Genomic DNA, 23833 nt, shown 5'->3' with positions numbered 1-23833 from the left:
ATATATAAATGACCGATGTCTGAAATGATGATTGATTTAAAAGCGCAGCAGAACTACGGTGCTTTGCCGTATGAAAAAAAAATACTCTCTTTTGATGTCGTATTTTCTGACAAAGAACAAACCATAGAGACCCTTGAAGGTCCGGTGCAGTGTTTTCCGGGTGATGCGATCGTGACAGGAATCAGCGGCGAACGCTGGCCTGTACGTCCGGAAAAATTCCACCAGAAATATCAGCCGCTGGCACCAACGAATAAAGGCGAATCTGGGCGCTATCAAAGTCTGCCGGTGCGCGTGTTGGCAATCCGTTTAAAGACCGATTTAAAATTGCCATTGGCTGGTGGCGCCGGTGTTTTGCAAGGCAAACCCGGAAGCTGGCTGGTACAGTATGAAGATCAGAGTCAGAGCATTATTGCTGACGATATTTTCGCTGCGACTTACGTATTACAGCAACATGCGGTTCCTCTGGTGATAGGGGTTACAGATGAACTGGATCAGCAGACACTCACACAATTAACGGCACTCAGTATGCTACTGCCAGCCACGCCACTGCGTATATTACGTGCGACTACGTCTGGCATTCTGGAACAATACCATTTCACACAGCAGCAGCTCAGCAAAATCGACAGCAGCATTTCATTGGAGTCCGGACGCAGTGCCGACGAGCAGCAGGCCGCGATTTTATTAAAGAATTGCAGTCTGGTTTTACGCTCAAATCAACAGCAGCATCCTGTACAAACGATTCTGAATGATTACAGCAAAGGCTTACCTTATTGGGCAGCAGTGGCTAGCGGGACGGCGCAGTCAGGAGGCAATCAGAATTTACATGCGTTGCCGCAACCTGCACCTGTATTGGGCAAACAGGAATTCCAGCACTTACTGAGTCAGCTCGGGCGTCAAGCGAGTGTCAGCGTTAAGGCCAGACGCCTGACACGATGGCAGGCATTGCGCCAGACCTTACCTGACATGGCTGAAATCTGGCGTGGCCTGACTCTGACCTCGGTTGAAGAGAAAGTCAGGTTTAAGAAATTAAAGGTTCTCAGCAATCAATTGCAGGAATTAAATTTATTTAATACTGAAGTACAGGCGTTCGAGCAACAGCCATCGTCAGTAGTTGGCAATATTACTCCCGGCAATACGACAACTGAACGTATGCATACGATTGCCGATGCGCTGGCGTCACGATATCAGGATGCCTGGCAGACGCTGGTGTATTCAACGACGAGGCGCATTGCGCAAAACGGGGGATTAATTTATAGCTGGCGTCATTCCCGCTTACAGGTTTTTTTCCAGGAATGCTTGCTGCGTGTCCGTTCGCTGGTCAGTCTGGGCATGATAGCGGCGATTGCATTCGCTGCTTACACCGAACTTTCAGGTGGCTGTAAAGAAAATGATCCTTTCGCATTTACCGGGTGCGCCTCTGCTACCTGGGAACACTATGCCGGAACAATATTTCTCAGTATTTATCTGGCTGCGTTGCTGATCGCATTTTTCCGCTATGGCAGCGCCAAGCGTGCTGAATCCGAACGCAAGCATCAGGATTATCGTTTGCTCGCAGAGTGTCTGCGAGTACAACAGTACTGGAACTATTCCGGTTTACGCGAAAGTGTTGCCGATGCTTTACCGACTATCGACAGTGAAGATAATCACTGGATCAAAAATGCGTTGCGAGCAATCTACCTGCAAGAATCTGATCAGAATAAGACTACGGCACCGGATGCGCTTGAAAGGGTAAAAGAAGAGTTCATCGAAGCTCAGCTTCGTTACCATGAAAATATCCTGCTCAAGCGTCGTGAACTGGCGGCGAATTATCTGTCTTCCCGAGCCAGAATCGGTTTGTCTTGTTTTATCCTGTGTGTAATGCTGATTGCCATTAATACTTTTTCTGAAGCGTTTCTGCACATAGGTATAGATGGTATGGCTCATCATTTCCTTATCATTATTACGCTTGCGTCGCTGAGTTTCTGGGCCGCAAATAAAAAGGTGCTCGATAATTTTGGCCTGGAAAGCGAAATCCGGAGAGCGAAAGCGATGGTTGCGGCATTCAAAAATGTGCAGGTCTTTTTGCGTGCGCAGGCCTCGCTGCAAAATGATGTCAATACAGATCAGATCACGTATGCAGCTATTCTCAGCATAGGCAGGGTATTTATACTTGATCAGGCAAACTGGCATGCGCTGCATCATGAGCGTCCGGTAGAGGCTGCGACGGGAGGCTGATATTCAGCTATGCTTATTTTACGAGGCATTATCTCAACGCTGCCTTCGTTTATACATGCAATGAAAGAGAACAGTATGCAAACATCTGGCGCAGCGATACCCAATCTTTCCGGGGGTACCGGAGTTGTTTATTCTCAAGCACCTGTTGGCAGTATTGTGGCCTATGCCGGCGATGTGACAAAGAACGTGATTGAATCATCCGGATGGATGCTGTGCGATGGCAGAATGCTGAACGCAGCGCAGTATCCACTTTTGTTTGCGGTGATCGGCTATCGGTACGGCGGTAGCGATGGGCAGTTTAGAATCCCGCGCCTAGATACGACGACCCTGTCTGTCATCAGCGATCGCCCTGAAGCTAGCGCCCCAGGTACGCGGCCAGCGAATGCGGTGATTTCTCAGTTGATCAGATTTGTCTGATGTTCGTTGAATTATCACCGGCGCTGATTTGCTCAGCGTATTTCTTTCGATCAAAAACGCAGCCAGCCAATTGAAGAAATAAAGAAATAAAATCAATCTCCCTATAAATATGCGCCTCACCGGTCATTAATGGCTGTTGAGGCGCATGTTCATTAGGGGAGCGTGTGTGAAATAGCCGCAGCGTACAGAGCCACTTCCCTTGTCTTATTGCTGAATCAGTTTAACTGTAAGAGACTGCGTACCGGTATGTTCATCCGCATTACTGATCAGCGTCAGCAGACGATCGATATTCGGATGTTTCCCCTGGAATGCTTTGGCATCAGCGGTGTGCTCAGCATATAACTGTAAACCTTTGGTTGCTGCAGCCGCATTAATCTCACCGAACTCCTGCATCAATGCATGATAAACGCGCACACTGCCTGCGGTGCCGGGCTTGTTTTCAAGGCGTGCGACGAGCACATCACCGTCAAACAGTTCCAGTGCGGCGATATGATCAATGGCAGGTAAGGTAGCTAAAATTTCACTGAATTGCATAGGAATCTTTCTGTAAAAATGAGCTTGTGCAAGCGTTGTTTGAACGATGATCTTGCGGAATTGGAGACATGCAACATTCTAAAATGATCTCGCGATCATGTTGAATATGATCCGATTTTGACCAGTAAAAAATGCTGATATTTATAAAATCTCCACCACACTCCGTCCTCCCGCCGTTCTCTGTACCATGATTTTCGTGTTGATGCGTTCGGTCATTTCCTGTACGTGCGAGATCACGCCGACTTTGCGACCCTGGGCTTGCAGGCTGTCTAAGGCATCCATTGCCACTCTGAGGGTATCTGCGTCGAGGCTGCCGAAGCCTTCGTCGATGAACAGCGATTCGACTTTCACACGATTGCTGGACAGTGATGCGAGGCCAAGCGCCAGCGCGAGTGAGACGAGGAAGGATTCGCCGCCTGACAGCGAATGCACAGAGCGGTTTTCATCGCCCATATCCTGATCAATGACCATTAATCCCAGGCTATCGCTGATGCGTTGCAAGCGATAGCGGCGTGCGAGTTGATTCAGGTGCTGATTGGCATAGGCAAGCAGTACGTCCAGTGTGTATTGCTGCGCATAGTTGCGGAATTTTTTACCGTCCTGCGACCCTATCAGTTCATTCAATTGTCCCCAGATCCGATAGCGTTGCTGCTGTCGTTGCATCTCCTGCAGTAAGTCGGCTGATTGCCGTCTGCGGGCATCGTCTTGAGCGGTTTCCAGCTGATGCCGGCTCAGTTGTTGTTGTGCTTGCTGCCGGTGTTGATGCAGGCTTTGCAGACGTTGCTGTAAGTCCTCGATGTGCATGGCTTCGCTGTTGTACTCTTCGACATTTTCTTCATCCTGCGGCGTTATGAAATTACCCTGGGGATGATGAGCACTGCCTTTGCTTTCGTTACTGGTGTCGGCCTCACCTTCACGATCCTCAATATCTGGCAGCGCTAAGACGGGTAGGCGTTGTGACTGATGGGCAAGGTATTGCTGGCGGCGTTCCTGCAAAACTGTGGCAGCATGCTGGCGTGCGTTGGAAATGGTTTGCAGTGCACTGCGTTCGGCACTGATCCATTCATTACTGTGTTCTAACAGAGCATGAAGCTGAGTCTCGTTGATTGTGTCGTCGCGCGTATCGTTCTCATGATCGCTGTGATCTGCGCTGAGACCATTATTCCCGGCAGTAGCAGTGTGCGCGTTATAGTCTGCCAGCCAGGCAGTCAGTTTTACTTGCGCATTGTCTGCTTCCTGCTGGTGCTGATGATGACGCGCCTGAAGCTGTGCCAGGGCTTCTGTGGCACGACTCAGTTGCTGCTCGCTGGTGCTGGCATTCGTCAACTGTTGCGCCAGTTGCGCTTTTGCTGCTTGTATCGCTTCGGTGAAGCGCGTACTGACGACAGCGACTGTTTCACCGTCAAACAACGCCTGCCGTTGTCGCAGTTTGTCATTGAGTGCGCGTTCGCTGTTACTGAGTGCGAGGGCGGCAGCTTGCTGATCATTGCAGGCTTTTTGCTCCTGAATCCGGCTATTTTCCAGACTGATGGTCAGCGTTGCAATTCCGGCTTCTGCCTGCTGATGAATTTGTTGCTGATGCTGCCACACCAGAACATTTTGCCGGCACTGGCGGTGAAACTCTGAAGGTGACGCACACCAGTCATCACGCCATGATTCCTGAGCTAGGCTGCCGCTGTCACCTCCGCTATTGTTACTGTTCAGACAGTCGTCAATGTCGTCTGTTTCTGCAATGGCAAACGCGGCATCGAGTTCGCTCAGTAAGTCATCAAGACGACTAAGACTAAGGACGATCTGTTCTGCACAGCCTGCACGTTCGGCTGCAATATTCGCTAATGCATGCTGCAGCACACTGTAGGTATCCTTGCTACCGAGATATAACTGCTGCGCCTTATCCCATGCGGCTTGCGCGGCATCTTTTGCCTGTAAGGCTTGATCATAAATGGACTCTTTTTTTTGTATTTCTGCAAATCGCAGATTAACTTCTTGCTGTTGTTGTTCGAGTGCCTCGTGTGTTTGCAGAAACGTTATATGTTTTGTCGCGGTCACTGCAAACATCGCGTGTTGCTGCCATTGCGCCAGCAGGCTCTCCCTTTGCTCATGCAGCGTGCTGAGTTCCTGTTCCAGTTGTATTAACTGCTGACGGTGTTGTGTTGTCAGCGTTTGATAGTGACTGATTTGTTCGCGGGCTGACTGTTCTTGCTGACGGCAATCATGCACCTGCGCTTGCAGTTGCGCGAGCAGCGCATGCAGTTGCGGGTTACTGTCGGCCTGCGCATACGGATGCGCCGTCGCGCCGCATACAGGGCAGGGCGATTCGTCCTGTAATTGCGCACGCAGACTTTCTACATTGTCGGCACAGGCTGCTTCTGCGCTTCTGAGTGCACGTTCGGCCTGTTGCAAAGCTGCGCTCAATACCGGCAATGTTGCGTTTGCTTGCTCGCCTGCGGTTTGAGCAGCCGTAATCGCTAATCGTGCCTGCTCGGTTTGTGTTTGCAGATTCTGCAAACGTCTATCGCTTTCTTGCAACTGCATCACTAATTGCAGGCCGCTGCGGAGTTGTTCACGCTGATTCTCTGCTGCCTGTTTGTCGCGGCGCAGTGTGGCGATATCCATCAAGGTGTAAGCTTGGGTGGCGAGCTGACGCTGTTGCTCTGCTGCTGCCAAAGCCTGTTCGGCAGCGTGCAGGCTGGCTTCGTGCTGTGTGATTTGCTCTTGTTGCATCGCCTGCTTTGCGTCCAGCGTCAGGATGGTGGCCTGATGGCGTTCATGGTCGGCGCGGGCGACGGCGGCCTGAGATAACAGAGTGTCCCATTTATCCCAATGCCCGGCCAGTGCGCGCAGAGCAGCATGTTGTTGCAGCCACTGCGCTGCGCTGCTCAGACGTTTCTGTAACTGATGCAGTTCATTACGCTTACTCTCCGCTGCCGCGACAGCCTCGGTCCATACGCGATCGGCCTGCGTTTTATTTTGCTGTAAAGTCTGATGCGCAGGCCGTATGACGTCCAGGCTGGCGTCCAGTGCTTTTGCCGTATCGAGCAGGACGGCTGCGGCAGCCTGTTCCTGTTCTTTACTTTGTAATTGCGTCTGTGCCAGCGCGAGCGCTGCCTGCGTTTGTTGTTGTACCTGTTGTGCCTGCTGTAACTGCTGCCGGGCATCTTCTGTTTTTGTCTGGTCCTGCATCAGCTCTCGTTGCAGGCGGTTGAGATCGGAAAACAGAGGTCTTGCGCTTTGCACCTGATCAAGTTGTTGCAGCAGGCGCCGGCGCGGCAGGCTGATGGCATATTCTTGTTCGCGTTCCTGCAAATCGGATAGCGCGGCTTGCTTGCTTTGTGCGAATTTCTCCGCTTCCTGATGCCAGCGCAGATGGAGTTCGAGTCTGGCGCTACGGTCATTTATTTTTTCCAGCATTGCCTGTGCTGCCGCGGTTCTTTGCTCCAGTGCTGCGCGTTCTTCTTCGCTTAAGGGCTGCTGGTCAGCAAGGCGGTTTTTGAAGCGTTCAAGTGCTTCGCGTTCCTCTTTGGCTCTTTGAAATGCCCGCTTTGACAATTCCGAATAAATAGCGCTGCCGGTCAGGGTTTCGAGTAATTCGCCGCGCTCGTTATCGTCGGCTTTCAGGAAGCTGGAAAACTCATTTTGTGCGAGCAGAACAGCGCGCGTGAATTGTTCAAATTTGAGTCCTGTACGTTTGACGATTTCGTCTTTGACTTCGGTTTTCTTCCCACCGATCGCCAGCATTTCCGGCAATTGATGCAGCGTCATCGTGGTTGGTTGCAGGCTGCCATTCGCCTTGTTGCGCGAACGGCGCACACTCCAGCGCGCACGGTAATTGATGCCATCGTTGCCGGTGAAATCCACCTCTGCATAACCTTCACCCGTGCCACGACGCAGCAGGTTACCGGTGTCTTGTTGCGAGATCAGTTCTTTGCCATCCGGCAGGGTTTTATTGCCACCGGCTTTTACCAGACGCGGCGTATTTTCATACAAGGCCATGCAGAGCGCATCGAGCAGCGTGCTCTTACCTGCACCAGTCGCACCGCTGATCGCGAATAAGCCAGCAGAACGCAAGGGTTCCTGTTCAAAATCGACGACAAATTCACCCGCCAGCGAGGCCAGATTTTTACCCCGGAGTGCCAGAATTTTCATGCCTGTACCTCCGGCGTTGCCAGCAATAATTCGGCAAAGGCCGCGCTGATTTCCGGCGGTGTTCCGGTTTGGTTTTCATCACCGAATTTGCTTTGATACAGACGATCAAAAATCTGATCCGGATGCAGGCGTTCCAGCTCGGCTAGCGCAACATCGGATGTTGCACTGACATCCCTGTGCGCAAAGCTGGTTTCGATTTTAGCGAGACGTACCGGTTTGCCTTCGATGGCCTGTTCTATCGCGGTACGCAAGCCTGGCTCAGGCGCATTCAGGCGCACGCGCACTTCCAGAAACGGCATGCGTTCGGCCGGAATATCGTGCGGAATATCGAGTGCGGTCAGTGCTACCAGTACTTGCGCCAGCGGTGCCGGTTTTTCCGGCACGCGCAATAAGGCCACTGCACGCGGCACATACAGCGGCGTAATCGCGCTGACCTGATTGTCTTGCAGATCGACGCGTAATACCTGATGGCGATAATCCACTTCGGCGAAAGACAAGGGCAATGGGCTGCCGCAATAACGCAGGTGTTCCAGCTTGCCGATTTTTTGCGCCAGATGCAGATGTCCGAGCGCCGCGTAAGCGACGTTGCTGTCGAATATATTTGCTGACAAAGCCTCTGTGCCACCGATGACAATGCGGCGTTCGGATTCTTCAGAAATTTCACCGCCCACCATATGACAATGACCCAGTGCGATGATGGCTTGCTGCGGCTCACGTATGTCAATAGCTTGTTGCAAGACCTGACGATACAGCAGCGCAATACCTTCCATGTAAGGATCATTGGCCTGTTCTATGCGCGGCACATCACCCGGACGCAGAAACGGAATGGCCATACACCAGGCGGCAATATCACCGTGTGCATTTTTCAGCGGCACCAGCAACGATGCGATGTCGATACTGCCATCGGCCAGACGCGGCACGAAACCAATGACAGTCACATCGAGATCATCGAGCAAAGGTGCCGGTGCTTCGAGACGACCCGGCGAATCATGGTTTCCCGCAATGATGACGATCTGTAAGTGTGGCAGGCGGTTTTTGCTTTGTTGTAGAAAACGGTAAAACTGCTTATGGGCGGCAGCAGACGGATTGGCGGTATCAAAAATATCACCGCAGATCAGCAAGGCATCGATCTGCTCGCTGACCAGCGTATCGCTCAGCCAGTCGAGAAAAGCCTGATGTTCAACACTGCGGTCAAACTGATGCAAGGTCTGGCCGAGATGCCAGTCGGAAGTATGGATGAAGCGCAAGGGAAGCCTTTGAATGCGGTCGCGGCGTGATGTCATTTTGTCCGGATTACGGAGTGCCGCTTTCGGGGCACATCAGCGGGAACATCAACGTCCTGCGGTTAAACAGATAGCACCGACTTTACCAGAGCTGCGCGCAAAATGGCTGACCAGATATTGGTGGTCCTGAAAATATGTACCCTATATTTTATGCGCCGTGCAGACATAAAATCCTTGGAGACGCGCATATAGACTCAGGGTCTCAATAGCGTCTGTATATCCGGGTTTGCCTTCTGTAACTCTTGCAATATCCGATCGGTGTCACTGAATAGTTGCCGGCGTTGTCGTTCGCCGCTGGCATCATGCGGCAACGTTGCTAACAATCGTTCACGCAGATTGCCTTCGCAGATGCCGCTGTATACGCATTGCTCGGTAGCCGCCAGACTGTCAGCTCTGCAAGGATAACCGAGCTGGCATGCTGCCAGTGTGAATGCTTGTGCACGTATGCTGAGTGTTGCCTGTTGTTCTTCATCGAGGCTATTGCTGCGCAGGTAGGTTCCGACAAAGCCACGCAGGGATTCCAGCGCTTGCGGGTTACGCGTTTTCAGCGCGGCATTGGCAGCCTGTATGGCGGCAGTGTACTGATCCTGTTGCAGTAATTGTGTTGCCTGTTCTCCCGCTGTTCTGACCGCGCCGCCCGACCAGCGTGTTTGCTGTGTCTGTTGCTGTTGGCGTATTTCATCGGAAGACAGCTGATCGAAATTTTTGCAACGTTCTGTCAGTTGCCGGTAGGCGATTTTTTGTGGAGTGTTATCCGCCAGCGTTTGCATCTGTCGTCGCAGGTGATCGGCAGCGGGGCCTGCGAAATTCGGCATGCAGGTACGCCAGGCGCGATAAGCCAGTTGCTGGCGTGCTGCATCTTGTGCGTCTTTGTTTTTTTCGAAAGTCGCGCGTAAATCCTTGCTCAGCTCAAGCGGATCGGTATAGCCTGTGGCCGCTGTCAGCGGTTCCGCTGAGCGGATCTCGTTCAGACTGTTGCTGTTGCCAAACGGTGTTATTGAACTGCCGGACGTGACCAATCGGATCGTCGCAGGATTGTTGTCGTCAGGCGTTTGCGTGGCGAACACCAGCGTCAGCACGAGACCGGAGAGGAATAAAGAGAATGCCAGCAATTGTTTATGAGACATGAAATGATAACCGGCAACGTATTGATGTTATGACTGATGTGTAGCGGTTATCCGTAATCAAGACGGATAACCGCTTCGAACTACATCTGTATTGCAGCCGGTAATTTTAAATACCGTCAGCAATACGGTCCCGCCGGTATTATGGCTTGGCGATGAAAATATTCGTGCTTGGGCATGTACCCGCGACGTTTGCATCAGTGACCAGCGATGTCGATGCAGGGAACTGGCTCAGATTGTTTTTATTCAGATTGACCCAGACTTCAGTCAGATAGCTGACGCCATTGGTTTTTGTACATTTCAGTGACACTGCGGATGAACCGCGGCTGCCGAACGATGTATTTGCTGCTGCCAGCAATTGTGAGCGCGACAAAGTTTTACCAACGTTGTTCGCGATCAGTGTGTTCAGTGCGGTTTGGCCCAGACGATTGCTCAGGCTGCTCGCGTCGCCCCAGTAGTTATCTGCTGTTTTAGTGCTGCAGCTACCGTGTTTGTACCATTCATGTTTATCGAGGCAGGATTGTACGCCCGGCATATAAGTGCTCAGCACCGACAAGGTAGAGCTGCTGACACCGTAGGAATCCATGCTGCACCATGCGCTGCTGGCATCCAGATCGATATCTCTTTGTGGGACATTGCAATATTGCGGATGGTTGCCATCGTAAGCATTTGGCCACAGACCATGCAAAGATAAATGCGTAGCAGCGTATGTACCTTTCAGATTCTGACATTCTGGTTTGCTGCTGTGAGTCACGCAAAAACCTGGCTGCCATGACGCGGCAAGTAAAACGAAGTCATACGATTGCGCCTGAGCTGCAACGCTGACCAGCATGGAAACACATAAAGCGACTGACGCCTTGATTAATTTTGACAACATATAATTTCCCTGAGGTTAATGTTTATTTGTTTTTAAAGCGAAATACACTGACGTATCAGTGAGGTGAGGGCGCATCGCTGAGACGTGAACGCGCCGAGTTTGTTGCCAGTGCGGCAACAGCGAAAAGTTACCGTCAGGATATGACGAGAATATGACAAATTTGTAAATTAAATATGACAACTGTAAATTTGATAAAGCAGTTGCTACTGTCTAGACTGGTCGCTCGCTGAACGTAGTCTTCGCAGGAATCGGGCAAATACTCTCTCTGTTGGCGGGATTTTTTCGCTAGAGAATAAAAAATGCAAAAAAAAAGCAGCCTTCGCAGGCTGCCGAATGGATGGTTAATCCGAGGGGAGACGTTCACATGTCTGGTGAACACTATATCGGTTCAGTGTTACGTGGATATGACAGTAGAAGACATCATTGCCGGTATGTAGACGGTGGCGAACATCCCAGATCGCCACAGATCGCCGCCGCGAGGCCGGAAACTGATGATTTTCTCTACATAAATAGTGATTATTCACTGTATATTCTCATCTCCTATGTCTTTATAATGCCCGCTCCAAATTCGCGGGTTTTTTTATTGGTTTCCTGACACACGCAACTTCATGAATACACTTATCTGGTTCGTTATCCTGTATTGGGTTATCTCGGTCGGCATAGGCCTGTATGCGGCGCGCTACGTGAATAACTCCAAGGACTTTGCTGTTGCCGGTCGTTCTTTACCGATGTACGTAGTGACTGCCACCGTATTTGCGACCTGGTTCGGCTCTGAAGCGGTGTTGGGTATTTCGTCTACTTTCGTCAAAGAAGGTTTAAAAGGTGTGGTGGCTGACCCGTTTGGTTCCTCTTTGTGTCTGGTGCTGGTTGGTTTGTTTTTTGCGAAACCGCTGTACCGCATGAATCTGCTGACGATAGGCGACTATTACCGGAATAAATTTGGACGCACAGTCGAAATTCTGGTCACTTTGTGTATCGTGATTTCGTATCTGGGCTGGGTTGCGGCGCAGATCAAGGCGCTGGGGCTGGTGTTCAATGTAGTCTCCGGTGGTTACATCGGTATGGATACCGGCATGATCATTGGTGCAGCCAGCGTGCTGGTATACACGCTGATGGGCGGCATGTGGTCGGTGGCGATTACCGATTTTCTGCAAATGATCATTATCGTGGTCGGCATGGTCTATATAGGCTGGGAAGTGTCCGGCATGGTGGGTGGCGCCGGTGTCGTGATCGAGCACGCGGCGGCGACAGGTAAATTTGAATTCTGGCCGTCACCGACCGCAAGGGAAATGCTGTGGTTCTTTGCCGCCTGGATCACGATGATGCTGGGGTCGATACCGCAGCAAGACGTTTTTCAGCGCGTTGCCTCATCGAAAAATGAAAAAATTGCCGGAAATGCGTCGATACTCGGCGGTGTTTTGTATTTTTGCTTTGCGTTTATTCCCATGTTCCTCGCGTATTCCGCCACGCTAATTGATCCCGGCATGGTAGAGAGTCTGATCGATAAGGATTCGCAGCTGATCTTGCCGACGCTGATCATGAATAAAGTGCCGATGCTGGCGCAGGTGATGTTTTTCGGCGCGTTGCTGTCGGCGATTAAGAGCTGCGCCAGTGCGACCCTGCTGGCACCGTCGGTCACGTTCTCAGAAAATATTCTGAAACCATTTTTTCCGAAGCAGTCAGATAAACAGTTCCTGTTGATGATGCGGGTCGTGGTACTGGTATTTACTGCAATCGTGACCATCTTTGCCATGAATACCGAGTCGAGCATCTACAAGATGGTGGAAAATGCTTACAAAGTGACGCTGGTGGCTGCATTTGTGCCGCTGGCGTTCGGCTTGTACTGGAAACGTGCAACGGCGCAGGGCGGGCTGGTGTCGATTATTTTCGGCATTACTTGCTGGATTGCGCTGGAGCTGACGGCGCCGGAAGGTTTCTGGCCACCGCAACTAGTCGGGGTGTTGATGAGTATGGCTGGAATGATCGTCGGTTCGCTGTTGCCGCAATACAAGGCAAACGCCACGTCGCTCTGATTTTTCCATTCTGAGGCAGGTCAGTCTGCCCGCCTCAGGAACGCCGCTTGTTAGCGATGCAGGTCAGCGTTTCCCGGTACTGAGCGCGCAGCTTGTTGATGCAATGCGCAAATTTCAGTTGAAAACCTTTATAATTCAGGGTTTTATCAGTTTTTTTAGGGCGAGAGTATGCCGATTTACGCTTATCGTTGTGAAGAGTGTGGTTTTGCCAAAGACGTATTGCAAAAAATTTCCGATGCACCGCTGACAGATTGTCCTTCTTGTGGCAAAGCATCATTTAAGAAACAAGTCACTGCCGCTGGCTTTCAGCTGAAAGGTTCGGGCTGGTATGTCACGGATTTCCGAGGTGGTTCCGGTGGTTCTGCAGGGACCTCCGCACCGGCAGTGGCAACAGATGCTGGTAGCGCCGCAGGAAGCACCACAGCTGCTACAGAAACATCAGCAGTACCGGCTGCGGCCAGCGACAAGACATCGACCTGATCGTTGTCAACGATGCAGAATGAAACACTACTTAGACTGAGCTTGACTGAACACTATGCGTAAATATTTCATTACCGGTTTGCTGATTCTGGTTCCTCTGGGTATCACCTTCTGGGTGTTGCATGCCATTATCACAACCATGGATCAGTCTTTGCTGCTGCTGCCGGAGCAATGGCGGCCCGAAGTGGTGTTCGGTACCAAGGTGCCCGGTCTGGGTGCCTTACTGACAGTGTTGATTGTTTTTGTGACAGGCTTGCTGACACGAAATTTCATCGGCAATTATGTTGTGCGTATCTGGGAAGGCTTGCTGAACCGGATTCCGATTGTGAATTCGATTTACTCCAGCGTTAAACAAGTGTCTGATACCTTGTTTTCCTCATCCGGCAATGCTTTCCGTAAAGCCGTATTGATTGAATATCCGCGCCGTGATTGCTGGACCATCGGTTTTCTGACCGGTGTGCCGGGCGGTGATGTGGTCAATCATCTGCAAGGCGATTTTGTCAGCGTTTATGTACCGACGACACCGAACCCGACCTCAGGTTTTTTCCTGATGGTGCCGAAGGCGGATGCGATAGAGCTGGATATGAGTGTCGATGCGGCGCTCAAATATATTGTTTCCATGGGCGTGGTGGCTCCCGAGCATCTCCCCACCGAGAAGAAATAAAGATCTTGCAGCCACAAGCTGCCGCTTGATCGACTCATTTTAAATTTTGAATACAGACAGGTAAGAAATTATGTCCATGCGTACCCATTACTGCGGCCTCACTACTGAGGAATTACTCGGCCAAACCGTCAGCCTGTGCGGCTGGGTTCATCGTCGTCGTGATCACGGCGGTGTGATTTTTATTGATCTGCGCGACCGCGAAGGTCTGGTGCAGGTGGTCTGCGATCCTGATCGTGCCGATGTTTTCGCTGCTGCAGAATCCGTGCGTAATGAATTTTGTCTGCGTATCACCGGTGTTGTACGCAGCCGTCCTGAGGGAACCGGTAACGCCAATCTGAAATCCGGCAAGATCGAAGTGCTGGCACACAATGTAGAGGTGCTGAATCCTTCCGTCACGCCACCGTTCCAGCTGGATGATGACAATCTGTCCGAAACCACACGCCTGACTCATCGCGTGCTGGATCTGCGTCGTCCGCAAATGCAAAACAATCTGCGTCTGCGTTACAAAGTCGCGATGGAAGTGCGTAAGTTCCTCGATGCCAACGGCTTCATCGATATCGAAACACCGATGCTGACCAAATCCACACCGGAGGGTGCGCGCGATTATCTGGTGCCATCTCGTGTCAATGCCGGTAACTTCTTTGCGTTGCCACAGTCGCCGCAGTTGTTCAAACAATTGCTGATGGTGGCTAACTTTGACCGCTACTACCAGATCACCAAATGCTTCCGCGATGAAGATCTGCGCGCTGACCGTCAGCCAGAATTTACTCAGATCGATTGTGAAACATCGTTCATGAATGAGCAGGAAATTCGCGACATGTTTGAAGGCATGATTCGTCTGGTCTTCAAAAATACGCTGGATATCGACCTGCCGAATCCATTCCCGGTGATGGACTTCGCCGAAGCGATGGGTCTGTATGGTTCCGACAAACCGGATATGCGCGTCAAGCTGCAATTCACTGAATTGACAGATGTGATGAAGGACGTGGACTTCAAAGTTTTCTCTGGCGCAGCCAACATGAAAAACGGCCGCGTGGTTGGTCTGCTGGTACCGGGTGGCGCTAACATGCCACGTTCCGAAATTGATGCGTACACGCAATTCGTTGCGATCTATGGCGCTAAAGGTCTGGCTTACATCAAGGTCAACGAACTGGCAAAAGGTCGTGACGGTTTGCAATCGCCTATCGTCAAAAACATCCACGATGCGGCGCTGACAGAAATTCTGACACGCACTGGCGCTAAAGACGGCGATCTGATTTTCTTCGGTGCTGATAAGGCGAAAATCGTCAACGATGCGATCGGTGCTTTGCGCATCAAGATCGGTCACAGCGAATTCGGCAAAGCCAACGGCTTGTTTGAAGATGTCTGGAAACCATTGTGGGTGATCGACTTCCCGATGTTTGAGTACGATGAAGACAATGATCGCTGGACTGCGACACATCATCCGTTCACTGCACCGAAAGACGGTCATGAAGATCTGATGGAAAGTGATCCGGGCAAATGTATCGCTAAGGCTTACGATATGGTGCTCAATGGCTGGGAGCTTGGTGGCGGTTCCGTCCGTATTCACCGTGCCGATGTTCAAAGTAAAGTATTCCGCGCATTGAAGATCAATGATGAGGAAGCTCAGTTGAAATTCGGTTTCCTGCTGGATGCCTTGCAATACGGTGCGCCGCCGCATGGTGGTCTGGCGTTTGGTCTGGATCGTATCGTCACGATGATGACGGGCGCAGAATCAATCCGCGACGTAATCGCTTTCCCGAAAACACAGCGCGCGCAATGTCTGCTGACGCAAGCACCTTCAGAAGTCGACGAAAAGCAATTGCGCGAATTGCACATCCGTCTGCGTGCGACAGAGCCAGCAATCAAAGCCTGAGTGATTGCAGATTAAAAAAAGCGCGGGATCCGCGCTTTTTTTTTCGCCATCTTTTTTTTGAAAAATTGAACTATGCTCAATTCCACGACACAGATTCGCCTCGCCACTCCGGCAGATGCTCCCCGTCTGGCGGTGCTGGCAGCGCAGGTATGGACGCATACCTATGCGAAGCAGGGAATTAATGACGAGATTGCGAGTTATGTCCTGGCAAACCTGACGCCCGCTTATTTTCTGCAATGTATGCAGCAGGCATCGCTGCAGTTACTGGTGGCAGAACAGCAGCAATATTTGCTCGCGCTGGCATTGGTGGATACGGATAGTCCATGCCCGACATATGACGACAGCCAGGTTGAATTAAAGACTTTATATGTGCACGCACATTTTGCAGGCAATGGTCTTGGTTCCGCATTATTGCAACGTGCCGGACAACTGGCTGCAGCACAAGGCAGTCGCTTGTGGTTGAGTGTCAATGCGGAAAATAGCAAAGCGATGCAGTTTTATTTGAAACATCAATACCAGCAGTGTGGCGAGATCTATTTTGACTTAGGGCAGACCCGGCATAAAAACTGGATCATGTTACAAACACAAAGTGCAGCTTAAGAACGAGTGCAGAGAAGTGATGCAATTGAGACATCGCTCTGAAACATAAATTGTTACGAATTTTACATATCGGGTTTGACTCAGCAGCGGGCAATCTCGTGTAAATTCGGCAGTTTCATTTTTTATAAAACAGGTTTTGTCGTGATCAAATATCGTCTGTCTGCATCCCGTTGTGGTGTCATTGCTATGCTGGGTTTTTCCGTACTCGGACTGAGTGCCTGCGGTGAAAAAAAGACCGAACTCGGACAAGGTTCTTCGGAAGTCACAGGTGCTGCGGGGCCGGCTGGAGCGAAGGGGGCGAGTAAGTCTCTGGTGAAATGTGACGCTCCCGTTGCTACCCTGGCGCTGGTAGAAAATCCGACTGGTTACACTTTACAAAGCTCTTATAATTTGCCAGCCTCACCAGTGCCACTGATTCGTTTACTGGCGCAGCAGAGCGGATGTTTCCGCGTTGTTGACAGGGCATCCGGCCTGAAAGCGGTGATACAAGAGCAGGATTTGCAGGCGCAGGGCATTATCCGCAAAAACACCACGGTGCAAAAAGGCAAAGGCTATGAAGCGCAATACACCATGACGCCCAGCCTGACTTTTTCCGAAAGCAAGGCAGGCGGCGTGCTGGGAGCGATTATGGGGATGATTCCTTTTCTGAAAAATTTTACCGGGTATGCAGAAAAGGTCAGTTTTAAAGAAGCACAGGTCGCATTGCTGGTGACTGATAACGAAACAACCGAGCAAATAGCGGCGGCAACCGGCGCTGCGAAAACGACCGATCTCGGCATGGGGGGGCTCAGTTTCGGAGGTGGTATTGGCGGACTGGGAGCCGGATGGAGTAATACCAATGAAGCGAAAGTGATCGTAGCTGCCTTTCTTGATGCACATAATAAACTGGTACCGCAGATCAGAATGTTGCAGAGTAAAGAGTTACCGCCGGCGGTGCCGCTGAAGAATTGATCATGTATTTTCTGTCGGTCAAAAAAATTTATTCAGGGTTCGCATCGCGAACCCTTTTTTCTTCACAGATGTGAGTTGTCCTTCCGCAGATGTACGCCAACGTCACAAAATAAATAGACGATCAATCGCTAGCCTTCACAGTTCCGACTTTATTGACACCACGTCAATATAACAATGTGAACTCTTGTTTCATCACATAGATGGATAAGAAATTGCTGCTATAAAGAAACAGTAGTAACGAGAGATGTTAGTGTCTGATCAGAAAAATAACTTATTTCAGGGAGAAAAAATGAAGCATGTATTTAAGAATATATTGCCGGTCGCAATCTTGGCGAGTGTTGCGATGACGTCAGTCGCTTCAGCTTCGGAACATGGTACTGAGGCGGAAGCGCAGGAGATGGTGAAAAAGGCTGTGGCGCTGGTGAAGTCTGCGGGGACGGAGAAAGCTTATAAAGCATTCACCGAGCATCCTGATGCGACGTTTAATTATAAAGATCTGTACGTTTTTGTGTATGACTTTGAGGGAAATTGCCTGGCACAGGGGGCGAATGCCAAAATGGTTGGCAAAAATCTGTTGTCGATGAAAGATGTTGATGGCAATGCCTTTATCAAAGGGATGATCGATACCGTCAAGGCGTCTTCAAAAGGCTGGTACGGTCCGTACAAATTTAATAATCCGGCGACGAAATCGTATGATCTGAAACGTTCTTATTGTGAACGCGGTGCCGGCGATACGATTGTGTGCGTTGGTACCTACGTCAGCAAATAATTTGCCTCTGAAATCGCCCGTCGTCGATCAGGATTGCATACGCGATTTCAGATGTGGGCTGAGTAAAACGCTGTTCCGTGAATAATCATTCCGGAACAGCGTTTTACTTTGAACGATAGAAAAAATCCTGAGCTAAAGGCGCTAAAATGGTGAGATTGACGAAATCGGTATGCCTGAGCATACGCACCCATGAGCATCATGTCCCAGTATAAAATTCCTGAATCTGTGCTGGTGGTGATTTACACCCCGGCACTCGATGTACTCTTGATTGAACGCGCTGATAAACCCGGTTTCTGGCAATCCGTCACCGGCTCGAAAGATACGCCGGACGAAGCCCTGCTTACCACCGCTATACGCGAAGTGGCAGAAGAAACCGGCATCGATGCCACGCAGTTTGTGCTAAGTGACTGGCAATTATCGAACGTCTATGAAATTTATCCTGTCTGGCGCCATCGTTACGCTCCCGGCGTCACCCATAACACGGAACACGTGTTTGGCTTATGTGTCAGCCCGGACGTCACGGTGCGACTGGCACCGCGTGAGCACTTGCAATATCAGTGGCTACCGTGGAAAGCAGCTGCAGACCGCTGTTTTTCTGCATCGAATGCAGAAGCAATACTGTTGCTGCCGGAACTGACCCGGAACTGAAATGATGAAGCTACGCATTGCGACCTACAACATACACAAAGGTGTCAGCGCTTTTGGCAGGCATGAGCGCATACACAGCATTAAAGAAGCGATTGCCGCGCTGGATGCGGATATGGTATTCCTGCAGGAAGTGCAGGGACAGCATGATATGCATGCCAGGCGGCATATTAGCTGGCCGCAGGAGGGGCAGCATGAATTTCTGGCCGGTGCCTCGCATCATGTCGCGTATGGCATGAATGCGGTTTATGAGCACGGACATCACGGTAATGCTTTGCTCAGTCGTTTTCCGATTACCACTCATGTGAATCACGATGTCTCTGATCATGCGTATGAACAACGCGGCATTCTGCATGCCGTGGTGCGTGCAGGGCAGGTGGATATTCATTGTTTTGTGATCCATCTGGGATTATTTGCGGCCAGCCGCAGGCGTCAGATTCAGGCGCTGATTGACACCATACAGCGTGATACACCAGTGGATGCGCCGCTGATTATTGCCGGTGATTTTAATGACTGGAATCAGCGTCTGAGTGGCGCATTGTATGAACAGCTGGGCGTGGTTGAAGCTTTTGATGTGGACGGTCAGCATGGCGCTGAGAAATTTCAGCGCAAGGGTTTCGCTCATTTATTTTCGCAGTCAGGCGCTGCTCATGCCCGCACATTTCCTGCGGGTTTTCCTTGGCTGTGTCTGGATCGCGTCTATTTGCGTGGCTTTCAGATCGCTGCAGCCAATGTGATGACCGGCGATCCCTGGCGCAAATTATCCGATCACGTTCCTATCGTGGCGCATCTTGAATTGCGTCATCTTCGCTGATGTGCTGAGGCATGAAAAAGCTTCATTACATCGATGGTAATGACGTACGGCTCCTGCATTCCGGCGGAGAGTATTTTTCTGTCTTGCTGGCGGCGATAGCGCAGGCGCAACACGAGATCTGTCTCGAAACCTATATTTTTGCCAGTGATGATACGGCAACGCAGGTACGTGATGCCCTGATCGCAGCAGCGCAGCGCGGTGTTGTGGTACGCGTGGTGATCGACTGGCTGGGCAGCGGGCGCGATCAGGCCTTGCGACTGACGGCGTTGCTGGTGGCGGCCGGTGTTGAGTGCCGCTGTTTTAATCCATGGTTCCGGCGCGGCTGGGCGCGCACTCACAGAAAAATCTGTGTGATCGACAGGCAACGAGCGTTTCTCGGTGGCTTCAATATTATCGGTGACGATATTTCCGACGATGGCTGGGCAGATATTCTGCCATTTCCGCGCTGGGATTTTGCTGTTGCGATCAGCGGTCCGCTGGTCACGCATATTCATCTGGAAGCCGATGCGCAGTGGCGCCGCGCCGGCCGGCTTGGTCTGCTGTCACGTATCGGTCTGATCCGTGATCTCCGTAGCGATGCAAAAGTCTCACGCAGCCAGCTTCGACACCTCAGCCGCGCGGCGCTGGTGGTTCGCGATAATCTGCGTAATCGCGCGACCATACAGAAAGCTTATTTACATGCGCTGGGCAATGCGCGCCGGAGCGCGGTACTGGTGACGCCATACTTTGCGCCTGGCAGAAAATTCCGGCGTGCCCTGATTTCAGCAGCGTCACGCGGGGTGAACGTGACGCTGCTGATCGGGGTCAATCAGTTTCTTTTGCAGGATGCAGTCGCACATTCGTATTACCCGAAATTACTGGTAGAAGGCGTGCGCATCGTTGAATACAGAAAAACGCAATTGCATGCGAAAGTAGCGGTGATTGACGACGACTGGGCAACCGTCGGTTCCAGTAACTTCGACGGACTGAGCCTGTTTGTCAATCACGAGGCGAATGTCGTGATTCGTGACAAGCATTTTAATCATCGTCTGAGGGCTGAACTGCAGCAAGGCATCAACGACGGTGTTGAAGTATTGCTGGAGGATTATGTCAATCGAGCCTGGTACCGGCGCGCCTGGTATGGCACTGTGTATCTGGTGTATCGCGGTCTGATGCGCATCGTCACGCTGGGTAGCTACGGATGAGGCTGCACGGCGTTGATTTCACTTCTGCACCGTCGAAACGCAAGGCGATCACCATCGCCAGCGGCGCGCTGCGATCCGGTGTTTTATGTCTCGACCACTTGCAATCCCTGTCCGATTTTGCCGCGTTTGATGCATGGTTAAAACATGACGGGCCGTGGCTGGCAGGCTTTGATCTGCCATTTTCTTTACCACGCGAATTGCTGACACATCTGCACTGGCCGCAGGAATGGCCAGCCCTGATGCATCATTTGACGACCATCACACGTGCAGAGATGCGGCTGCAATTCAAAGCTTTTTGCGACGCTCGTCCGGTCGGTGCTAAGTTCGCGCACCGGGCAACCGATATTCCGGCAGGCTCGTCGCCGTCGATGAAATGGGTTAATCCGCCGGTCGCGTATATGTTGCACGCGGGTGCGCCGCGCTTGCTGGCCGCCGGGGTCAGCATTCCCGGCATGGTTGCCGGTGATCCGCAACGCATTGCGCTGGAAGCTTATCCGGGCATGGTTGCACGCAGTATCACCAGCGCTTCGTATAAGAGTGACGATAAAGCGAAACAGACGCCGGAACGCCGCCTTGCGCGTGAACGCATTGTCTGCGCGCTGGAGCAGGGTGCTACCCCGTGGCAGATTCACCTTGATGCCGGACAGTTCCGCGATGTGCTGATCGACGATGGCAGCGCCGATCAGCTGGACGCCGTGCTCTGTCTGATGCTGGCTGCATGGGCGTGGCAACGGCGTGAGCAGAATTATGGTTTGCCGGTATTTGATGCACTCGAAGGCTGGATCGTCGGCGCCTGAATCTGGTCTGGCAGAGGTCTGATTTGCGCCCAACTTCTGCCGACCTTGTATGACTATCCGGCGTCAGCATCGCTAAGTTGGTAATTCAGCGGTTTTTGACGCTAAATATACTCCCCCCTAGTATGTTTTAAAGCCCTTTATTCTCAAGGAGATGAAGGCGTTTTTAATAAAAACAGGGGGGAGTATCCTTAATTTTCCTCAGCGACACCCGTATCGGTGGTGGCGCGTATGCCACTGCTGATGAATTTCAGTAAATACGGTGCGGCATTCAGATTCAGCTTGTCGGTGCGCGGTGAGGTCACCAGACGTGGCAGACTGGTATCGACCACATGGTGTAACAGCGCTCCGAGCGTGAATTGATAACTCCAGCAAATGCTGTCGGCGCTGGCGTCAGGCAGCGCGTCTCGCAGTGCAGCGATAAATTCTTTCGCCATCGGTTCGTAAAAATCCTGATAAATACGTTCGCTGGCTTCGTGCTGGTCGATGGCACCGCGCATGACCATGCGGCAGAAATACTTGCCTTCCGGATGTTGATTCAGTTGCAGGGTCGGCAAAATGAAGGCGGCAATGACGGCATCAAGTATGTTGTCGTTCCTGGCTTGTTGGCGCGCGTGACGTAATTTGTCTAGGCGCTCGGCCAGATAGCTGCTGTGGTATTCAAAGATCGCGTGGTACAGCTCATTTTTTGCACCGAAGTAATATCCGACCAGTGCGACGGGAACGGCGGCTTCATGTGCGATGTCGCGAATCGACACACCTTCATAGCTCTGCGCTGCAAAGCATTTTTCGGCTGCGATCAGAATGGCACGCTTTTTGCCGTTTAAATCATCAACTGAGCTCATCACAGATCCCGAGGTGCAAACGTCTATGCCAACAGTAAGGTGTCGTGAATTGTACGGTCGTGCTAAAGCTTGTCTATGCGCGCTGCAACATAAGTCAGCGAATCCGTTGGTGTTCCGGCGAGGACTGTATAAAGCCCTTGTATTTGCGGTCGGGCTGCAATACATTGCTTCAAAATAGAATGAACGTACGGATCTGGCAGCAGCGACTCTGCAGTCGCCGGTCACACATCGCACAGCTGTGCCAGCCGTGAGCCCAGAATGAGAGACATGAACGTTAAAAACGGGAAGAGTGACAAAAGCGATGCCGTCCGCATCGATAAATGGCTATGGGCCGCGCGGTTCTTTAAAACCCGCAGCCTGGCAACGCATGCCGTTGAACTGGGGCGTGTTTTGCAGAACGAGCAGCGCATCAAACCCGCACACAGCGTAAAAACCGGCGATCTGCTCGAAGTACAACACGGTGAACAAACCTGGCAGGTCAGAGTGCTGCGCGTAGCGGATGTGCGCGGACCGGCCGCCGTTGCTCAGACTTTATACGAGGAAACGGCAGAGAGTCTGGCAAAGCGCAGTCAGGCGGCAGAAGACAGAAAATACTTCCGTGAACCAGCCGCGCAGTTGCAGGGGCGACCGACCAAACGGGACCGGCGACAGATCGATTTTACCCGTGGCTGATTTGAGGGAAGGCTCTATTGCAGAGTAGAGCAGCAGCGTTGACAGCGATGCTGTTGCGAGCGACATCTCAGAGAGGAATGTGGTTAATAATGCCCAAAAAATAGGCAGGCGGAACATCTGTAAAACAAATAGATACTCTCCTCTAAAGACGGAATCTGGTTTGACTTTTAATGCGCTCTGCTTAATAGTACGAGCGTTCGATTAATTCACTGGTTTACATGTTTTATGTAAGCAGGAAGCATTTCAATAAAAACAATGTAATATGAATATGACATCGAAATTCATGCGTAAGGGAGAACTGACTCGCGCCGCCATTCTGGATGTTGCACTCGACGCCGCCAGTCGTGACGGCATCGAAGGTCTGACGATAGGTTTGCTGGCCGATAAGATGAACATGAGCAAGTCCGGTGTTTTTGCGCATTTCGGTTCGCGCGAGGATTTGCAGATCGAAGTGCTGAAGCTGTATCACCATCACTTTGAACAGGAAGTGTTCTACCCGAGCATGAAAGAAGAGCGTGGTTTGCCGCGTTTGCAGTCGATGTTTGCATTGTGGATTAAACGCGTGACGGTTGAAATCGCCTCTGGTTGCATTTATATCAGTGGCGCAGCCGAATACGATGATCGTCAGGGACCTATCCGTGATGAACTGGTCGGTATGGTGAAAGCCTGGCAAGGTGCGCTGCACCGCGCTGCAAGTCAGGCGATCCAGCTTGGTCATCTGAATGCCAATGTGGATGCCGATCAGATCGTGTATGAAATGTATGGACTGATACTCGCTCTGCATCATGATGCGCGGTTTTTGCGCAAACCTGGAAGTGTGGACCGTGCTCAGGCCGGATTTGAACGAATGATCGAATATTACGCGCCAGTGGCTTTAAAAGACTGAGGTCGCTGTCGTCAGCTTGTCGTTT

21 protein-coding genes are annotated in these 23833 nt (G+C 51.4%); 15 read left to right on the top strand and 6 right to left on the bottom strand.

The annotated features are described in order from the left end of the window. The first annotated feature begins 15 nt into the window (after positions 1–15). Positions 16–2214, top strand: coding sequence for a PGDYG domain-containing protein (locus tag ACPAOP_RS01065; RefSeq protein WP_423708985.1), 2199 nt, complete (start codon positions 16–18; stop codon positions 2212–2214). A gap of 75 nt (positions 2215–2289) precedes the next feature. Beyond that, positions 2290–2631: a phage tail protein gene (locus ACPAOP_RS01060; RefSeq protein WP_423708984.1), complete on the top strand. Its 342-nt coding sequence runs from the start codon at positions 2290–2292 to the stop codon at positions 2629–2631. Positions 2632–2835: 204 nt separating this feature from the next. On the opposite strand, the gene ACPAOP_RS01055 is transcribed toward ACPAOP_RS01060, so the two are convergent. The 5 genes from ACPAOP_RS01055 to ACPAOP_RS01035 all read right to left on the bottom strand — a co-directional run bounded on the left by ACPAOP_RS01055 (position 2836) and on the right by ACPAOP_RS01035 (position 10595). Continuing rightward, a complete protein-coding gene (locus tag ACPAOP_RS01055; RefSeq protein WP_423708982.1) occupies positions 2836–3165 on the bottom strand; it encodes a DUF2322 family protein in 330 nt (109 codons plus the stop codon). 141 nt (positions 3166–3306) lie between these two features. Further along, the gene (locus tag ACPAOP_RS01050; RefSeq protein ID WP_423708981.1) at positions 3307–7311 is read right to left on the bottom strand and encodes an AAA family ATPase; all 4005 of its coding nucleotides are present in this window, start codon (positions 7309–7311) and stop codon (positions 3307–3309) included. Further along, a complete protein-coding gene (locus ACPAOP_RS01045; protein WP_423708980.1) occupies positions 7308–8594 on the bottom strand; it encodes an exonuclease SbcCD subunit D C-terminal domain-containing protein in 1287 nt (428 codons plus the stop codon). Before ACPAOP_RS01045 ends, ACPAOP_RS01050 begins: the two co-directional genes overlap by 4 nt. Positions 8595–8788: 194 nt before the next feature. Then, positions 8789–9721, bottom strand: a complete 933-nt coding sequence (locus ACPAOP_RS01040; RefSeq protein WP_423708979.1) for a hypothetical protein — start codon at positions 9719–9721, stop codon at positions 8789–8791. A 139-nt stretch (positions 9722–9860) separates the two neighbouring features. Beyond that, positions 9861–10595 carry a ribonuclease T2 family protein gene (locus tag ACPAOP_RS01035; RefSeq protein WP_423708978.1) on the bottom strand — a complete coding sequence of 245 codons (735 nt, stop codon included), beginning with the start codon at positions 10593–10595 and terminating at the stop codon, positions 9861–9863. A gap of 608 nt (positions 10596–11203) precedes the next feature. Between ACPAOP_RS01035 and ACPAOP_RS01030 the strand changes: the two genes are divergently transcribed. The 11 genes from ACPAOP_RS01030 to ACPAOP_RS00980 all read left to right on the top strand — a co-directional run bounded on the left by ACPAOP_RS01030 (position 11204) and on the right by ACPAOP_RS00980 (position 21408). Next, the gene (locus tag ACPAOP_RS01030; protein WP_423680772.1) at positions 11204–12628 is read left to right on the top strand and encodes a sodium:solute symporter family protein; all 1425 of its coding nucleotides are present in this window, start codon (positions 11204–11206) and stop codon (positions 12626–12628) included. 168 nt (positions 12629–12796) lie between these two features. Then, entirely contained in the window at positions 12797–13108 is a 312-nt protein-coding gene (locus ACPAOP_RS01025; protein WP_423680773.1) for an FmdB family zinc ribbon protein, read from the top strand. A gap of 55 nt (positions 13109–13163) precedes the next feature. Then, positions 13164–13772, top strand: a complete 609-nt coding sequence (locus ACPAOP_RS01020) for a DUF502 domain-containing protein (protein ID WP_186896366.1) — start codon at positions 13164–13166, stop codon at positions 13770–13772. Between the two features lie 70 nt (positions 13773–13842). Continuing rightward, entirely contained in the window at positions 13843–15648 is a 1806-nt protein-coding gene (aspS, locus tag ACPAOP_RS01015) for an aspartate--tRNA ligase (RefSeq protein ID WP_423680774.1), read from the top strand. 72 nt (positions 15649–15720) lie between these two features. Then, positions 15721–16248 carry a GNAT family N-acetyltransferase gene (locus tag ACPAOP_RS01010; RefSeq protein ID WP_423708977.1) on the top strand — a complete coding sequence of 176 codons (528 nt, stop codon included), beginning with the start codon at positions 15721–15723 and terminating at the stop codon, positions 16246–16248. A gap of 186 nt (positions 16249–16434) precedes the next feature. After that, a complete protein-coding gene (locus ACPAOP_RS01005; protein WP_423682234.1) occupies positions 16435–17199 on the top strand; it encodes a CsgG/HfaB family protein in 765 nt (254 codons plus the stop codon). 289 nt (positions 17200–17488) lie between these two features. Continuing rightward, complete coding sequence (locus tag ACPAOP_RS01000; RefSeq protein WP_423708976.1) at positions 17489–17968, top strand: cache domain-containing protein; 480 nt, start codon at positions 17489–17491, stop codon at positions 17966–17968. A 198-nt stretch (positions 17969–18166) separates the two neighbouring features. Then, on the top strand, positions 18167–18616 hold the full coding sequence (nudB, locus tag ACPAOP_RS00995; protein ID WP_423680777.1) for a dihydroneopterin triphosphate diphosphatase: 450 nt from the start codon (positions 18167–18169) through the stop codon (positions 18614–18616). Between the two features lie 4 nt (positions 18617–18620). After that, on the top strand, positions 18621–19427 hold the full coding sequence (locus ACPAOP_RS00990) for an endonuclease/exonuclease/phosphatase family protein (RefSeq protein ID WP_423682235.1): 807 nt from the start codon (positions 18621–18623) through the stop codon (positions 19425–19427). A gap of 11 nt (positions 19428–19438) precedes the next feature. Continuing rightward, positions 19439–20611 (top strand): cardiolipin synthase ClsB, encoded by a 1173-nt coding sequence (clsB, locus tag ACPAOP_RS00985; protein WP_423680778.1) that lies wholly within the window; start codon positions 19439–19441, stop codon positions 20609–20611. Continuing rightward, positions 20608–21408 (top strand): DUF429 domain-containing protein, encoded by an 801-nt coding sequence (locus ACPAOP_RS00980; protein ID WP_423708975.1) that lies wholly within the window; start codon positions 20608–20610, stop codon positions 21406–21408. Before clsB ends, ACPAOP_RS00980 begins: the two co-directional genes overlap by 4 nt. Positions 21409–21596: 188 nt before the next feature. Here the strand turns inward: ACPAOP_RS00980 and ACPAOP_RS00975 are convergent, their stop codons facing one another. Beyond that, complete coding sequence (locus tag ACPAOP_RS00975) at positions 21597–22250, bottom strand: TetR/AcrR family transcriptional regulator (RefSeq protein ID WP_423708974.1); 654 nt, start codon at positions 22248–22250, stop codon at positions 21597–21599. Positions 22251–22517: 267 nt separating this feature from the next. On the opposite strand from ACPAOP_RS00975, the gene ACPAOP_RS00970 reads away from it, so the two are divergent. Beyond that, on the top strand, positions 22518–22922 hold the full coding sequence (locus tag ACPAOP_RS00970; RefSeq protein ID WP_423708973.1) for an RNA-binding S4 domain-containing protein: 405 nt from the start codon (positions 22518–22520) through the stop codon (positions 22920–22922). A 283-nt stretch (positions 22923–23205) separates the two neighbouring features. Further along, positions 23206–23808, top strand: coding sequence for a TetR/AcrR family transcriptional regulator (locus ACPAOP_RS00965; protein ID WP_423709961.1), 603 nt, complete (start codon positions 23206–23208; stop codon positions 23806–23808). The last annotated feature ends 25 nt before the right edge of the window (positions 23809–23833 follow it).

This window comes from Undibacterium sp. WLX3042, assembly GCF_049544825.1.
Taxonomy (GTDB): Bacteria; Pseudomonadota; Gammaproteobacteria; order Burkholderiales; family Burkholderiaceae_D; genus Undibacterium.
This window is presented reverse-complemented; position numbering and strand designations above follow the sequence as displayed.

Bases quoted from the DNA above. Each gene is read 5' to 3' on its own strand.
- ACPAOP_RS01045 (WP_423708980.1), bottom strand. From the start codon at position 8,594: ATGACATCACGCCGCGACCGCATTCAAAGGCTTCCCTTGCGCTTCATC.
- clsB (WP_423680778.1), top strand. From the start codon at position 19,439: ATGAAAAAGCTTCATTACATCGATGGTAATGACGTACGGCTCCTGCAT.
- ACPAOP_RS01060 (WP_423708984.1), top strand. From the start codon at position 2,290: ATGCAAACATCTGGCGCAGCGATACCCAATCTTTCCGGGGGTACCGGA.
- ACPAOP_RS01025 (WP_423680773.1), top strand. From the start codon at position 12,797: ATGCCGATTTACGCTTATCGTTGTGAAGAGTGTGGTTTTGCCAAAGAC.
- ACPAOP_RS01050 (WP_423708981.1), bottom strand. From the start codon at position 7,311: ATGAAAATTCTGGCACTCCGGGGTAAAAATCTGGCCTCGCTGGCGGGT.
- ACPAOP_RS01030 (WP_423680772.1), top strand. From the start codon at position 11,204: ATGAATACACTTATCTGGTTCGTTATCCTGTATTGGGTTATCTCGGTC.
- ACPAOP_RS01005 (WP_423682234.1), top strand. From the start codon at position 16,435: ATGCTGGGTTTTTCCGTACTCGGACTGAGTGCCTGCGGTGAAAAAAAG.
- ACPAOP_RS00980 (WP_423708975.1), top strand. From the start codon at position 20,608: ATGAGGCTGCACGGCGTTGATTTCACTTCTGCACCGTCGAAACGCAAG.
- ACPAOP_RS01000 (WP_423708976.1), top strand. From the start codon at position 17,489: ATGAAGCATGTATTTAAGAATATATTGCCGGTCGCAATCTTGGCGAGT.
- aspS (WP_423680774.1), top strand. From the start codon at position 13,843: ATGTCCATGCGTACCCATTACTGCGGCCTCACTACTGAGGAATTACTC.
- ACPAOP_RS00970 (WP_423708973.1), top strand. From the start codon at position 22,518: ATGAACGTTAAAAACGGGAAGAGTGACAAAAGCGATGCCGTCCGCATC.
- ACPAOP_RS00965 (WP_423709961.1), top strand. From the start codon at position 23,206: ATGCGTAAGGGAGAACTGACTCGCGCCGCCATTCTGGATGTTGCACTC.
- ACPAOP_RS01020 (WP_186896366.1), top strand. From the start codon at position 13,164: ATGCGTAAATATTTCATTACCGGTTTGCTGATTCTGGTTCCTCTGGGT.
- ACPAOP_RS01035 (WP_423708978.1), bottom strand. From the start codon at position 10,595: ATGTTGTCAAAATTAATCAAGGCGTCAGTCGCTTTATGTGTTTCCATG.
- ACPAOP_RS01040 (WP_423708979.1), bottom strand. From the start codon at position 9,721: ATGTCTCATAAACAATTGCTGGCATTCTCTTTATTCCTCTCCGGTCTC.
- ACPAOP_RS01010 (WP_423708977.1), top strand. From the start codon at position 15,721: ATGCTCAATTCCACGACACAGATTCGCCTCGCCACTCCGGCAGATGCT.
- ACPAOP_RS01065 (WP_423708985.1), top strand. From the start codon at position 16: ATGTCTGAAATGATGATTGATTTAAAAGCGCAGCAGAACTACGGTGCT.
- ACPAOP_RS00975 (WP_423708974.1), bottom strand. From the start codon at position 22,250: ATGAGCTCAGTTGATGATTTAAACGGCAAAAAGCGTGCCATTCTGATC.
- nudB (WP_423680777.1), top strand. From the start codon at position 18,167: ATGTCCCAGTATAAAATTCCTGAATCTGTGCTGGTGGTGATTTACACC.
- ACPAOP_RS00990 (WP_423682235.1), top strand. From the start codon at position 18,621: ATGAAGCTACGCATTGCGACCTACAACATACACAAAGGTGTCAGCGCT.
- ACPAOP_RS01055 (WP_423708982.1), bottom strand. From the start codon at position 3,165: ATGCAATTCAGTGAAATTTTAGCTACCTTACCTGCCATTGATCATATC.